This window comes from Tsuneonella sediminis (assembly GCF_051912845.1).
In the GTDB taxonomy this organism is placed as follows: domain Bacteria; phylum Pseudomonadota; class Alphaproteobacteria; order Sphingomonadales; family Sphingomonadaceae; genus Tsuneonella; species Tsuneonella sediminis.
Genome location: NZ_JBNCBU010000001.1, coordinates 1,336,514 through 1,350,418 on the forward strand (window position 1 = coordinate 1,336,514; position 13,905 = coordinate 1,350,418).

At 66.7% G+C, this 13,905-nt stretch carries 12 protein-coding genes; 6 read left to right on the forward strand and 6 right to left on the reverse strand.

Features of this window, described 5'->3' with window-relative positions; translation table 11 throughout:
* Together ACPV3N_RS06865 and ACPV3N_RS06870 are read right to left on the reverse strand one after the other, a co-directional pair.
* On the reverse strand, positions 1 to 699 hold the full coding sequence (locus ACPV3N_RS06865; RefSeq protein WP_440116008.1) for a glycoside hydrolase family 25 protein: 699 nt from the start codon (positions 697 to 699) through the stop codon (positions 1 to 3).
* A 32-nt stretch (positions 700 to 731) separates the two neighbouring features.
* Positions 732 to 1,217 carry a UPF0262 family protein gene (locus tag ACPV3N_RS06870; RefSeq protein WP_440116010.1) on the reverse strand — a complete coding sequence of 162 codons (486 nt, stop codon included), beginning with the start codon at positions 1,215 to 1,217 and terminating at the stop codon, positions 732 to 734.
* A 117-nt stretch (positions 1,218 to 1,334) separates the two neighbouring features.
* Between ACPV3N_RS06870 and ACPV3N_RS06875 the strand changes: the two genes are divergently transcribed.
* Positions 1,335 to 2,858, forward strand: coding sequence for a replicative DNA helicase (locus ACPV3N_RS06875; protein WP_440116012.1), 1,524 nt, complete (start codon positions 1,335 to 1,337; stop codon positions 2,856 to 2,858).
* On the opposite strand, the gene ACPV3N_RS06880 is transcribed toward ACPV3N_RS06875, so the two are convergent.
* Positions 2,855 to 4,006, reverse strand: coding sequence for a phospholipase D-like domain-containing protein (locus ACPV3N_RS06880; protein WP_440116014.1), 1,152 nt, complete (start codon positions 4,004 to 4,006; stop codon positions 2,855 to 2,857). The two genes, ACPV3N_RS06875 and ACPV3N_RS06880, sit on opposite strands and share 4 nt — an antisense overlap.
* A 93-nt stretch (positions 4,007 to 4,099) precedes the next feature.
* Here ACPV3N_RS06880 and rpoZ point away from each other — a divergent pair, with 93 nt between their 5' ends.
* Positions 4,100 to 4,444, forward strand: coding sequence for a DNA-directed RNA polymerase subunit omega (gene rpoZ, locus ACPV3N_RS06885; protein ID WP_259960238.1), 345 nt, complete (start codon positions 4,100 to 4,102; stop codon positions 4,442 to 4,444).
* A 153-nt stretch (positions 4,445 to 4,597) separates the two neighbouring features.
* Here the strand turns inward: rpoZ and gdhA are convergent, their stop codons facing one another.
* Entirely contained in the window at positions 4,598 to 5,953 is a 1,356-nt protein-coding gene (gdhA, locus tag ACPV3N_RS06890) for an NADP-specific glutamate dehydrogenase (protein WP_440116016.1), read from the reverse strand.
* 227 nt (positions 5,954 to 6,180) lie between these two features.
* On the opposite strand from gdhA, the gene ACPV3N_RS06895 reads away from it, so the two are divergent.
* The 4 genes from ACPV3N_RS06895 (at position 6,181) to ACPV3N_RS06910 (ending at position 12,440) form a co-directional block, all read left to right on the forward strand.
* Positions 6,181 to 8,226, forward strand: a complete 2,046-nt coding sequence (locus ACPV3N_RS06895; protein WP_440116018.1) for a CHASE2 domain-containing protein — start codon at positions 6,181 to 6,183, stop codon at positions 8,224 to 8,226.
* Positions 8,213 to 8,941 (forward strand): hypothetical protein, encoded by a 729-nt coding sequence (locus ACPV3N_RS06900; protein ID WP_440116020.1) that lies wholly within the window; start codon positions 8,213 to 8,215, stop codon positions 8,939 to 8,941. The genes ACPV3N_RS06895 and ACPV3N_RS06900 overlap by 14 nt, the downstream gene beginning before the upstream one ends.
* 134 nt (positions 8,942 to 9,075) lie before the next feature.
* On the forward strand, positions 9,076 to 10,470 hold the full coding sequence (locus tag ACPV3N_RS06905; RefSeq protein WP_440116022.1) for a multiheme c-type cytochrome: 1,395 nt from the start codon (positions 9,076 to 9,078) through the stop codon (positions 10,468 to 10,470).
* Positions 10,467 to 12,440, forward strand: coding sequence for a heme-binding protein (locus ACPV3N_RS06910; RefSeq protein WP_440116024.1), 1,974 nt, complete (start codon positions 10,467 to 10,469; stop codon positions 12,438 to 12,440). Before ACPV3N_RS06905 ends, ACPV3N_RS06910 begins: the two co-directional genes overlap by 4 nt.
* 4 nt (positions 12,441 to 12,444) lie before the next feature.
* Here ACPV3N_RS06910 and ACPV3N_RS06915 read toward each other — a convergent pair whose 3' ends face one another.
* Together ACPV3N_RS06915 and ACPV3N_RS06920 are read right to left on the reverse strand one after the other, a co-directional pair.
* Positions 12,445 to 13,149 carry a DUF4331 family protein gene (locus ACPV3N_RS06915; RefSeq protein WP_440116026.1) on the reverse strand — a complete coding sequence of 235 codons (705 nt, stop codon included), beginning with the start codon at positions 13,147 to 13,149 and terminating at the stop codon, positions 12,445 to 12,447.
* Positions 13,149 to 13,814 (reverse strand): hypothetical protein, encoded by a 666-nt coding sequence (locus tag ACPV3N_RS06920; protein WP_440116028.1) that lies wholly within the window; start codon positions 13,812 to 13,814, stop codon positions 13,149 to 13,151. The genes ACPV3N_RS06915 and ACPV3N_RS06920 overlap by 1 nt, the downstream gene beginning before the upstream one ends.
* Positions 13,815 to 13,905: the final 91 nt, after the last annotated feature.

Consider the following 13,905-nt stretch of genomic DNA (forward strand, 5'->3'; position numbering starts at 1 on the left):
TCAGGGCCGCACCACTACCCAACGCAGCGGATCTTCGGACGCCTCGGTGAACAAGCTCTCGTTAGCGGTCCACATCAGCCAGGGCCGCCCGGCGTAGGTCGGTTGGCGGAAGGTGCCAACGACCCACAGGTTCCGTTCCAGCCGGCCGGCAAGGCCATGCCGATCCTCGAACGCCTTCGAAACCTGAAGAATGGCCGGCTTGCCCGAATGGGCCTCGATCTGGTTGATGAAGGTCATGAGCTCGCTCTCGACCTCGGCCTCCCCGACTGGAGCGGGGCAGTCATCGGCAGTCTTGTCGAGCGCGATCGCCGGGGGCAGCATGTCGCTGCCGCGCGGGACGACCACGACAAAGCTCGCCGATTGCCCGTCGGCCATCAGGCAGGGATCGAAGCCGTGCACGGCGCCGACCCTGAGCCCCGCATCGCGCGCAGCGGCGAGGTTTGCCGCAAACGCCGGGTCGCGCCGGCTTCCGCTTCCCGCATCGACATAGACGAATCCCGCGCCAAGCGCCTTGAGGGTCATGAAACGCACCGCCCCGTCGCGCGCAGAGATTTCCGCGCCCTGGTCAGGATAGGCGCTGGCATCGGGGGTCCAGTGACGCAGCGTCCACCAACCCCAGCCGGCCGCGAGCAGCACCGCGAGCAGCACCGCCCCGAGCGCGCGCGCGCGCCAGCCGATGGTTCTCCGCTTCCTGCCCACGAATCGCGACCCCTCGTAACCCCAGCGCGTACCTAGTTCTTGATATGCAGCACGCAGATGAGCGTGAACAGGCGCCGCGCGGTAGGGTGATCGGTTTCGACCTTGCCTTCCAGCCGTTCGAGGAGGAGGTCGGCGGCATCGTTGTGGATCGCGCGTCGCGCCATGTCGATCGTCTCTATCTCCGCCGGGGTCGCCTTGCGGATCGCTTGGTAATAGCTGTCGCAGATCGCGAAGTACTCGCGAATCGGGCGGCGGAACCGCGCGAGGCCCAGGACGAGCGTCTCGAACGGTTCGGCCCCGCCAGCCGCCGCGATCGCCAGTGCAAGGCGCCCGTCCCGCACCGCCAGTCGCAGATCGTAGGGCCCATGCTGGCCCGCTTCGACCCCGCGCAGCGGCTTGAAGGTATTTTCCTCGATGAGGTCGTAAATCGCGACCCGCCGCTCCTGCTCGATGTCCGCATTGCGCCAGAGGATCGTGTCCTCGTCGAGCGCAATCGTCGCGATCCGGTAGTCGGCCATGGCCGCCAGCCTCTCGCAGATGCAAAGGGGCGGCGGCAAGGGTTTCCACAAGCCTGTCCGCGAGGTTTCTCGCCAACGTGCTTTTCGCGCACCCCTCATTCGCCCATGGTGCCACCCATGGCCGATACCGACCTCCTCCTCCGCCCCGCGTCCAACGACACCGATTCGCCCCCGATCCGCTCGCTGCCCGCGAACATCGAGGCCGAAGCCGCGTTTCTCGGCGCGGCGCTGATCGACAATCGCGTGCTCGAGGAGCTGTCGACGCCGCTGCGTCCGCAGCACTTCTTCGAGCCGGTGCACCAGCGCGTCTTCGAGCGCATCCTGACGCTGCTCGATCGCGGCGCGGTGGTCACGCCGGTGACGCTCAAGCCCTACTTCGAGGCCGACGAGGCCTTGAGGGAACTCGGGGGGATCAACTATCTCGCGCGGCTGACCGCCGACGGGCAGGGCTTGCTCGCTCCTCGCGAACTCGCCGAACAGATCTACGACCTGGCGTTGTTGCGCGAACTGGTCAGCGTCGGCCGCACTCTCGTCGAGAATGCGCTCGACACCAGCGATTCAGTCGCGCCGATGGAGCAGATCGAAGCCGCCGAAGCGGCGCTGTTCGAGGTCGCCGAGGGCGCGGCGAGCAATTCGGAAGCCGCGACTTTCGGCATGGCGACGACCAAGGCGCTGAGGCAGATCGAAAAGGCGATCGGTTCGGGAGGGCACATCGCGGGCACGACCACGGGCTTCGTATCGATCAACGACAAGATCGGCGGCCTGCACGATTCCGACCTTGTGATCCTCGCGGGCCGCCCGGGCATGGGCAAGACCTCGCTTGCGACCAACGTGGCGTTCAACTGCGCAGACCGGATGCTGCGCGACCTGCGGGACGGGATCGAGCCCAAGGATTCGGTCGGCGCGGGGGTCGCGTTCTTCAGCCTGGAAATGAGCGCCGATCAGCTGGCCACCCGCATCCTCGCCGAGACTGCCGGCATTTCCTCCTCGGCGCTGCGCATGGGCAAGCTCAGCCGAGAGGAGTTCCAGCAGCTTTCGTTCGCCAGCCAGAAGCTCGCCGACCTTCCGCTCTTCATCGACGATACCCCGGCGCTCACCATCGCGGCGCTCCGGACCCGCGCGCGGCGCCTGAAGCGCAAGCACGACATCGGGCTGATCGTGGTCGACTATCTGCAGCTTCTACAGGGCACGGGCCGCGCGAACGACAACCGCGTGAACGAGATTTCGGAGATCAGCCGCGGCCTCAAGACACTGGCCAAGGAACTGGAACTGCCGGTCATCGCGCTGTCGCAGCTCAGCCGTGCGGTCGAACAGCGCGAGGACAAGCGGCCGATGCTGTCGGACCTGCGCGAATCAGGTTCGATCGAGCAGGACGCAGACATGGTCTGGTTCGTCTATCGCGAGGACTACTACGTCGCCGCGCGCGAGCCCAAGGTGCCGCAGGCCGACGACGACGCGAAGATCCACGATGCTCACAACGCCTGGGCCGCCGAAATGGAACGCGTCCACGGACTGGCCGAACTCATCATCGCCAAGCAAAGGCACGGCGCGACGGGCAAGGTACGCCTCAAGTTCGAGCCCAAGATCACCCGGTTCTCCGACCTCGCAGAGGACGCGCGTGGATATGGCGGATACGACTAGAGTCCGAGGTTGAGCCGCCGGCTGACCGTGTAGTCGACCACCGCGACGAGGAACCACGAGGCGTTCCAGCGGATGCGGTTGAGAAGGCCTGCCCGCCTCTTGTGCAGCGTGGGCGTGATCTCGATCGAGCCCGTGATCGTCTGGTCGACATATTCGGACAGCCGCGCCGCTAGCCCGGCGTCCTCGATCCGCAGCATGACCTCGAGGTTCAGGTAAAGGCTGCGCATGTCGAAATTGGCGCTGCCGATGTAGCTGATGCCGTCGATGACGATCAGTTTCGTGTGCAGCTTGGTCGCCGAAAATTCCCAGATCCTCGCTCGCCGCTTGAGCAGATAGTCGTAGAGCGACCGGGTCGCGCCGACCGTGGCGCCGTTGTCGCTCTTGCCCGCCGTGACCAGCCTTGCGCCGTCGCGGCATGCGACATTGCCGATTGCGCGCAGGCTTTTGTTCGACGGCGAGAAATAAGCCATGACCATGTCGAGCCGGCGCGCGCCCATCAGATCGGCGCGCACGCACCGCGCCCAGCTCGACAGTCCCCTGGTCGGCCCGCCGATAAGCACCCTTACGGGCCCGTTTCCGGGGTCCCACTCGCGCACCATGCGGCGCACCTTGCGCCAGCTCTGCCGCTTTGCGTGGGTCCAAGCATCCAGTTCGTCGTACCAGCGCGAGAAATCCGCCACCGCGGAACCCTCGACGGCGATGGCAAGATCCGCCCACCCTCCCTCGACAGGCGGAGCGAAATAGCTGTCCTCTACATTGAAGCCGCCGATCATCGCGACCCGGTCGTCGACGACGACGATTTTCTGGTGGTTGCGGATCAGGTAGCGCTGGCTCCACCTTGCCGAAAAACAGGAAAACGTGCCCCCGGCCGCGCACATCGGAGCAAAGAATTCCTCGCCGGCCTTCGCGCCGAATCCATCGAGCAGCAGGTCGACCGCCACGCCCCGGCGAGCCGCGTCGGTCAGCGCGTCGCGGACCGCCACACCGCTTGCGTCCTCGGCGAAGATGTAGAAGCACATCCGGATCGAACTGCGCGCCGAGGCGATGAGCGCGAGCAATGCCTCGCGCCGGTCGCGGCCGCCCGGGTAGAACGTCAGCTTCTGTCCTTGCGCCTCGACGGTAAAGGGCGGCGGCTCGGTGAACTCCATCCCGTGCGAGCCTAGGCGCATTTCCTTGACTTGGCGACCACCTGCGCCTAGGTGGCGCGCTTTCCCGAAGCACCAGATTTACCGGAGTGCCACATGGCGCGCGTTACCGTCGAAGATTGCGTCGACAAGATTCCCAACCGTTTCGATCTCGTCCTGCTCGCCGCGCAGCGCGCGCGCGAAATCTCTGGCGGCGCGGAGCTGACGATCGATCGCGACCGCGACAAGAACCCCGTCGTCGCCCTGCGCGAGATTGCCGAACAGACTGTCGGCCCCAAGGACCTCCACGAATCGGTCGTCGTCGGCCTGCAGAAGATCCTGCCCGACGACGAGGACGAGGCCGACGAGATCGGCAGCCTCAGCCAGTCGGCCGAGGCGCTGCGGATCACCGCTTCCGCACCTGCCCGCCAGACATCGGTCGGCGGCGACTACGAAGGCTGAACCTTTCGCCTCCTGGACTTCACGAAAGGGCCGCCGCTGGGCGGCCCTTTTTCTTTACCCGCTAGCTAGCGCCGGCTCGCCCCGCGGGACCAGCCCGAAAGAACTCCGCGTTCGGTCATTCGCCAGCAGCAGCGGAACAGGGACGGGGGCGGATCAAACCACTCCGAACGCCAGCATGGCGTCGGCCACCTTCTTGAAGCCGCCGATGTTGGCGCCCTTGACGTAGTCGATGTAGCCGCCGCCCCGGTCGCCGTACTGGCGGCAGGTGTTGTGGATGCCGGACATGATGTCCTTGAGCATCTGCTGCAGTTCTTCTTCCTTCCAGGCGCGGCGTTCGGAGTTCTGGCTCATCTCGAGACCGGAGACCGCCACCCCTCCCGCGTTCGAGGCCTTTCCGGGCGCAAAGAGGATCTTGGCGTCCTTGAACACGTGCACGCCGGCAAGGTCGGTGGGCATGTTGGCACCTTCGCTCACCGCCTTGCACCCGTTGGCGACCAGGGTCTTGGCATCCTCGCCGAGCAGTTCGTTCTGGGTCGCGCAGGGCAGCGCGACATCGCACGGGACCCCCCAGGGGGTCTTGCCCTCATGGAAGGTCGCTCCCTTGAACTCCTCGCAGTATTCGCTGATGCGGCCGCGGCGGTGGGTCTTGTGCGTCTTGACCCAGTCGATCTTGTCCTGGGTGAAGCCATCGGGGTCGTGCACGAAGCCGCCCGAATCCGACAGCGTGAGCACCTTGCCCCCTAGCTGGACGATCTTCTCGGCCGCGTGGGTCGCCACGTTGCCCGAGCCGGAGATCACCGCGGTCTTGCCGACAAGATCGTCGCCCTTAGTCGCGAGCATCTCGGCGAGGAAATAGACCGCGCCGTACCCCGTCGCCTCGGTGCGGATCAGGGAGCCGCCCCACTCCAGGCCCTTTCCCGTGAGCACGCCTTCGAACCGGTTGGTGATGCGCTTGTACTGGCCGAACATGTAGCCGATCTCGCGTCCGCCGACGCCGATGTCGCCGGCCGGCACATCGGTGTCGGCGCCGATGTGGCGGTAAAGCTCGGTCATGAAGCTCTGGCAGAAACGCATGATTTCGCGGGTGGACTTGCCCTTGGGGTTGAAGTTCGCCCCGCCCTTGCCCCCACCCATCGGCAATCCGGTGAGCGCGTTCTTGAAGGTCTGCTCGAAGGCGAGGAACTTGAGCACGCTTTCGGTCACGCTGGGGTGAAAGCGGATGCCGCCCTTGTATGGACCGATCGCGTTGTTGTTCTGGACACGCCAGCCACGCTGGACCCGCACGTTGCCGTTGTCGTCCTCCCAGCAAACGCGGAACGAGACCACCCGATCGGGTTCTGCAATGCGGCGCAGGATCTGCGCTTCGTGGTAGGCTTCCTTGTCCTGGATGAAGTCGAATATGTCCTCGGCCACCTCCTGGACGGCCTGCACGAATTCGGGCTGGTGCGGATTGCGGCGCTTCACGCCCTCCATGAACTGGTTGAAGTCGACGTGGTCGGAAACGGCCATGATGGATCCCCCTGCTTGCGCGACTCGACCCGGCTTCTTGTTCTTTGCACGTAGGACATACCAAAAGGCGGCCGCCCGCAACCTTTCCCGCAAATCTTTCTTTCGCCATGTAAAAATGGCACCTTGCCGGTCTCGGCTTGGGGGCGCAGGATCGGCGGGCGACGATGGACAGCAACGGGGCGCACCTGCTGTCTGGCGCAAACTGAGGGATGGAAGGGGGCTTGCGGTTGAGCGAGGGGGTCGCGATGAATTTCCTGCAGCGCGGATGGCGCAACGTCCGCGAGGCCGGGCCGAAGCGGCTCGTGCTGACCGGCATGCTGGTAATGATCGCGCTTGTCATCGCCCGGTTCAGCTGGGGCCTGACCCCTGGCAGCGACGTGCCCGCAATCGGGCCGGCCGAGCGCGCGATGTACGATCTGCGAACCTATCTCGTGGCGGACGGCGCGCGCATCGAGCAGGATCAGCGCGTGGTGCTGGTCGTTTACGACGACCAGACGCTGGCCGACCTGCGCAAGCGCTCGCCACTCGACCGTGGATTGCTCGCCCGCGCGCTCGCCAACCTCGACACGATGGGTGCGAAGGCAATCGGGATCGATATCCTGTTCGACCAGCCCCAGGACGAGGACGATGAGCTGGTCGAGGTGCTGCGCTCGATGAAGACACCTGTCGCGGTCGGCTATGCCGATGTCGCGACGAACGAAACGAGCATCGGATACGACCAGGAGCAATACCTCAAGGCGTTCCTCGCCCGGCTCGAAGGCAGCATGGCAAGGCCGGCCAGCGTGCGGATCAGCGACAATTTCGGCGTGACGCGCGAATGGCCCGAGATCCGCTCCGACCTGCCGCCCGTTCTCGGCCGCCGGATGATCGAGCAGGCGGGCGACGGGGCGACCACGCTGCCCCGCTACACCGGTGCGATTCGCTACCGCCTGACGACCAACACCACCGAAATCCCCGAGTTCGCCTCGTTGCCGATTCAGACCTTCACCGACCCTGCGCTGAACGAGGCGCTGCGCCCCGCTATAGAGGGGCGCTACGTCCTCATTGGCGGCGACATCGTCGATACCGACCGGGTCGCGACCCCGCTCAGCGAATGGGCCGGCTTGCCCGAGCCCCCCGGGCTTCAGGTCCACGCGACGATGATCGCGCAGATGCTCGACGACAAGGCGCTTCCCCGGCCGCTTCCGATTACATTGTGGGCGTTCGCGGCGCTGTTCGTCACGATGGCGGTCCTGACCGGCCTGCTCGAATGGGGCAGCTGGCGCATCTACGTGTTGCTCGGCGCGCAATTCGCGGTGATGCTGGGTATCCCCTTCGCTCTCGCGTACCGCGGCGTCGACACCTACGGCCTGCCGGCGGTCGGCTGGCTGGTGGGATGGATTCTCGCCTTCACCGCGGTGACCTCTGCGGCGCGAACGGCGGGAGCGGTACAGCGCAATTTCGCGCAAGGCGCGCTGGGCAAGTACCTTCCGCGCGAAATGGCGGACGAGATCATCGAGCACCCCGAGCTCTTGCGCCTGCACGGGGTGAAGAGCGATCTGTGCGTCGTGTTCAGCGATCTCGAAGGGTTCACCAAGATGAGCCACGCGCTCGAACCGGAGCATGTCGCCCGGCTCGTCAACCGCTACCTGTCGATGCTGAGCAACGCGGTTCTCGATCACGGCGGGGTGCTCGACAAGTTCGTGGGCGACGCGGTGGTGGCATTCTGGGGCGCGCCGATCGCACGGACCGACGATGCCGAGCGCGCTTCCCGAGGGGCCTTTGCCCTCTGGGAAGCCGGAGAGGCGTTTCGCGCCGAAGTGGCAGCGGCAGAGCCCGACCTGCCGCCGATCGGCCGCACGCGGGTCGGCATCCACTTCGGCGAAGCGGTCGTCGGCAATTTCGGCGGCGAGAACCGCATCCAGTACACCGCTCTGGGGGACAGCATGAACACCGCCGCGCGGCTGGAAGCGGCGAACAAGGCGCTCCAGACGCGGATGCTGGCCAGCCGCGAAATCGTCGAGCGCAGCAAACTCGACTGGTGGCGACCGATGGGCCGGATCGTGCTCCGAGGTCGCAGCAAGCCCGTAGAGGTTTTCGACGTGGCGCCCGAATGGTCAAGCGAAGATCGCGACGCGCTGGGCGAAGCCATCGCGCTCGCAAGGGAGGATCCCGATGAGGCTGCTGCCAAGATTGGCGCCATCGCTGCGCGCTACGACACTGACGCAGCGGTGGAAAATCTGCTAAGAAGGATCAGGACCCTGAACGAGGAGGGCGCTTATGTCACATTCTGAAAAGTGGATCATGCGGGCGATCGCTGGACTTGTGCTGGCGGCGCTGCCGGTCGCGCCGGCGGCGGCCGACGTGGTCGTGGCAGTCAGCGGACCGTCGGCCAAGACCTATCCCGTCGGCAAGAAGATCGGCCCGAACGACAAGATCGTACTTCAGGCCGGCGACACGCTGACGGTGCTCGGAGCCGGGGGCACCCGCGTCCTGCGCGGGTCGGGTACTTACGTGCTCGCGAATTCGGCGGCGAGCGACCGCGGCAGCGCCTATGCGCTGCTGACCCGCCAGCGCTCAGCGCAGCGGATGCGGACGGGGGCCGTGCGCGACGTCAATACCGGACCGGTCAGCCGGCCAAACCTGTGGTATGTCGATGTCCGGCAGGCCGGCCCGATGTGCATCGCCGATACGTCCGAGGTACGACTGTGGCGCCCGGTCACTTCGGGCGAGCAACTCTACGCGATCGGGATGGACAGCGGGACTGCGTCGAGCAAGGCCAGCTTCAACGACGGCGACATGATCACGGTATGGGACCTGTCGCAGGCCCCGATTACCGACGGCTCGACCTACGTCATCGCTGGCGGAGACGGCAAACCCAACGAGATCACTTTCCGCGTGCTCGATTCGATCCCAGAAGATCCGGAGGACCTCGCCGCCCGGCTCATCGAAAAGGGCTGCACGGCCCAGCTCGAAGTCCTGACGTCGGCCCTCGCCGCAGCCGAATAGCTGCCGCAGGGGCGGGTCGCATTCGTAAGGGGGTCTACGAGCTCCCGATATTGATCGACGCCGCGGCCGTTACTGGCGGCCGGCGCCGCCGCCTTCTGGCAAGTCCATTGCGAGGTGGGAATGGATGAGGCAGAATGTCCGGCAGGGGACAGGGAGGACTAGCTGTGCGCTTCCAGGCGGTAAGGGGCCCGCTCTCGGCAATCCCGGCGATGCTCTTGCTGGTCGGCGCGCTGATGGCCGCCGGCTCGGCCTACGCGGCGGGCGGCCGATACCTCGGGGTCGCCAGCTGCGCAGGATCGACCTGTCACGGACGGGCGGAAGGCAACGGTGCCGTCGTCCGGCAGGACGAGATCGCCACCTGGCAGGAACCGAGCAGCCCGTCGGGCGCGCACAGCCGGGCCTACGCGGTGCTCAACTCGCTGCGGGGCCGCCAGATCGCCGCGTCGCTCGGCATCGAATCCGCTACATCATCCAGCCAGTGCATCCAGTGCCATGCCACCCCGGCCGCTCCGGGAGAGCGCGGGGCGCGGTTCCAGTTGTCCGACGGCGTTGGATGCGAAAGCTGCCACGGAGCTGCCGATCGCTGGCTGGCGACCCACTATACCGTTTCGGGCACTCACGCGGCCAATGTCGCCGCCGGGTTGGTGCCGCTCGAAAATCCTCAGGTCCGGGCGCGGCTGTGCCTCGACTGTCATTACGCCGGTTCACAGGCTGGCCAGTTCGTGACCCACAACGTCATGGCGGCCGGCCATCCCCGGCTATCCTTCGAGCTAGACCTGTTCTCGGCGCTCCAGCAGCACCACGACGTCGATGGCGACTACGTCGCGCGAAAGGGCAACCTGTCGAGCATCCGACTCTGGGCAGTCGGCCAGGCGGAAGCGGTGCGGCGCCAGATGGCGGTGTTCCGCGACCCGGCACGCAGCAGCCAGGGCCTGTTTCCGGAATTCTACTTTTTCGACTGCCACAGCTGCCATCGCCCGATCACCGACGGGCCGCAGCGGCGCCTGACCTTCGAGACCAATCCCGGCCGGCCGATTCCCTTCGCCACGCCGCCCTTCAATGACGAGAACATGATCATGCTCGCGGCCGCCGCGCGCACTCTCGCGCCCGGTCAGGCGGCCGCTTTTGCCGAAGCGACGGCCGCCTTCCACCGCGCGATGGGCCAGGGACGGCCCCAGACCGTGGCGGCCGCGCAGCGGCTGGAGGCGGCGGCCGGGGCGTTGTCCGACGCACTGTCGCGCCGGGGCTATGATTCGGCCGACGGCTTCCGCGTGGTGGCCGAGATCGCTGACCGGACGACGACGCCGCGCTTCACCGACTACGCCGGCTCGGCGCAGGCGGTCATGGCGCTCGACACCCTGCTGAACGCGATGGTTCGGGAGGGCAAGGTCACCGTGGGCGCAGCAGCGGGAATCCGGGCTTCGATCAACCGCGCCTACACCGCGGTCGCGAGTCCCGAGAGCTACAACCCCGCGGCATTTCGCGCCGCACTCGGCCAGGCGGCCCGCAGCATCGGCGCGCTGCGATGAAACCGTCCCGGCTTACTGGCTGCCTCACGATCGCGCTGCTGCTCGGTTCGTGCGGCGGCGGCGGGGGAAGCAGTTCGGGCGGATCGACCGCGGCCCCCGCCCCGACCGCCCCGACCACGCCGACTGCCGTTTACTCGGCGCCTGCGCAGGAAGCGCTGACCGTTGTCGACGTCCAGCGGATCATCGCCCAGGCGGCCGGTGAAGCGGACACCCGCAGGCGGCCGGCGACGATTGCGGTGACCGACCGGGTCGGCAACGTCCTCGGCGTGTTCGTCATGAACGGCACGATCAACCGTTCGCTGACCAGCCGACTCACCGCGACCGGTGTGCTCAACGACAAGGACGTCGACCTGCAGGGCACGAACGTCGACTCGGTGATCGCGGCGATCTCCAAGGCGCTGACGGGTGCCTACCTCTCGTCGGGCGGCAACGCGTTTTCCACCCGCACTGCGAGCGAGATCGTCCAAGCCAATTTTCCGCCCGCGCCCAGCACGGTCGGCCTCGAAAGCGGTCCGCTGTCGGGAGTGCAGTTCAGCCAGCTTCCCTGTTCCGACCTCAATACCCGCTTCGTGCCGAGTGGGGGGCCGGCAGCGTTCATCGGCCCCAAGCGCGCCCCGCTGGGCCTGGCGGCCGACCCCGGCGGGTTCCCGCTCTACAAGAACGGCGTTCTCGTCGGCGGAATCGGGGTAATGGCCGATGGCGACTACGCCTTCGACACCAACGTGACGGACCTGCAGATCGACGACGAGGAAGCGATCGCTCTCGCCGGGCTTCAGGGCTTTGCCGCACCCGACACGATCACCGCAGACCGGATCACCGTCGACGGCGTGGCGCTGCGCTACAGCGACATGCGGGTCGCGGACCTCAGCCCGTTAAAGACCAATTTCGCGGCAATCCAGGGCACGATCGGATTACTCGTCGCGGTCACCGGCTACAACGCGGGCGCGATCGTCCCCGGCACGCCCTATGGCACCGAGGCGAGCGGCTACCGCTTCGCAACCGCGGCGGAGTTCGCGTTTCCAGACGCGTTCGTTCTTTCCAACGGGAGCGGCACGAACCGCTATCCGATCCGCGGCGGCACCGACGCGGGGAGCGTCGCGCAGCCGCTGACCGCCGCCGAATCCCGCGCGATCCTCGAAGAAGCCTACAAGATCATGAGCCGCTCGCGCGCGCAGATCCGCCGGCCGCTCGACAGCCGGGCGCAGGTGACGATAAGCCTCGTCGATACCCACGGCAGCGTGCTGGGCATCGTCCGTGCGCCCGACGCGCCAATCTTCGGCACCGACGTTTCGCTCCAGAAGGCGCGCACGGTCACGTTCTTCTCCGGTCCCAACGCGGCGCAGGACCTTATCGCCAATCCCGATGCCGAAGTCGGCAACTACGTTGCCCGCGCGCGCACGTTCTTCAACGATGCCGCCGCGCTGACCGGCAGGTGGGCGTTCGGCGCGCGGTCCATCGGCAACCTTGCGCGGCCGCACTTCCCCGATGGCGAGGCCGGCCGACCCGAAGGCCCGTTTGGTCGCCCGATCGAGGATTTCAATCCGTTCGCCACGGGCCTGCAGGTCGCGCTCATCAAGTCGAACGTGCTCCAGCATGCGCTGTTCACCGAAGGCAAGCCGTTCAACGACACCGCGCCGCAGTGCACGCTCCTGCCCCCTACCCCGACGGGCAAACCCCGGCTGGCCAACGGGATGCAGATATTCTCGGGCGGGGTGCCGATCTACCGCAACGGACAACTCGTCGGCGGCATCGGGGTGTCGGGCGACGGCATCGACCAGGACGACATGATCAGCTTCCTCGGCGTGCACAACGGCGGCCTGCGGGTGGGCGGCATCGGCAACGCACCCAGCCCCATCCGCGCCGACCAGATCGTTATCCCGGTGGGGGCGGGGGTACGGCTGCGCTACGTCAATTGTCCGTTCGCGCCGTTTCTCGACACCAACGCCCAGAACGTCTGCCAGGGCCTCTAGAGCGTCAAATCCGCCGCGCGCAGATCTCGAGGCCGATGTTCGTCAGGTCGTCGCCGATCGCGTTCATCAGATTGGTAAGCTGCGCCGACAGCTCGGCGCGGAAGGTTCCTTGCAGGTCCGCCGTCTGCGGGGCGTCGTTGTAGGCGATTCGCATCGGTCCCCCGATGATGGCCGGGGCGATCGCGGGCATTCCCATCCGGTCGACCGAGACATAGGCCGATTCGGGATCGTTGCGGAAATTGAAGCTGGTCCCGGTCGTCGCCGCGATCGGCGGGTTGCCCTGCGGAGGAGCGAGATAGGGGAATGTACTGATCGGCGCCCGGTCGCTCGCGGGCGGATTGAGCGGCAGGTTGGCGAACGTGCGGAGGCTCTGCCCGCTTTCGGTCAGGTCGAGAAACAGGAAAGCGATGGTGATGTCGACCGTCTGGTCGTCCAGATCGCGGCCGTTGGGAAAATCCGCCGGGCGCGAGAGGTCGAAGGTCAGCGCGTCGGGCACGATGATCTCGCGCACGGTGCGCCCACCGGTATTGGGTACGATCTGGGTGAAACACGGCTCGACATCGTAACTGAAGGTGGTCTGGCTACCGCTGCCCCCTGTCGCGGTGGCCGCGGGAGTCGGTGTCGCAGTTGCCGTGGGCGATCCCCCGCCCCCGCAGGCCGAGAGGGCCAGTGCGGCGACGAGCACGATGGCCGAAGCGGCGGCGCGCATCACAGCTGCCCTCCGAACCGCTGAGTCGTGCCCCAGACCTTGATCGTCCCGTTGCCGCCGGCGAACCGGTCGCGCGGAACCTCGAGAATGAAGGCCGTGTCGTTCTGCGCGGCGAAGAAATCGCGCGTGTTGTTGAAACGGATCTGGCCGGTGGTCCGCGATTCGCGCAGGCCTCGCGAATCGAAGAAGAATGGATCGTCGTGCAGCCCCGCACGCGCGCGGACCCCGTCCTTTTCGAGCACCGTCTCGACCGGCCCTTCGATCGTGCCGGTCACGCCGGGAACCCCCTGGAACCGCACGCCGTGCTCGTTCGGACGGGTGCCCTGGCCGAACTGCACGCGGATGGTGATTTCAGGGGTGTCGTCCGGCGGCGCGGTCGAGATGAAGAGCTTGTAGAGCACGTCGCGGTCGTAGAACGCGGGTGCGTTCGGGTTGTTCGGGCCGCCGAACGTCATCGCCAGGCGCACCGTTCCCGGACCATGCCACGCGAATACGTCGGCGATATCGGCCGCCAGATCGGGAGTCGAATCGACCGAAGGATCGGTGCGGGTGGGCGGATCGAGATGGTCTGCGGCCCGGTTGGGCGCGCCCGCGAAGGTGACCACGGCAAGGAGCACGGCGGCCGAAGCCCCTGCACCTACAGTGAATTTCCCAATCCTGGGCATCGACGTATCTCCCCGCGGCTGGTGCGCGTCCCTCCATCGAAGCGGAGACATTCTCTGCCTCCAGCGAGATTCCGCAAGTTCTCAATTGCAA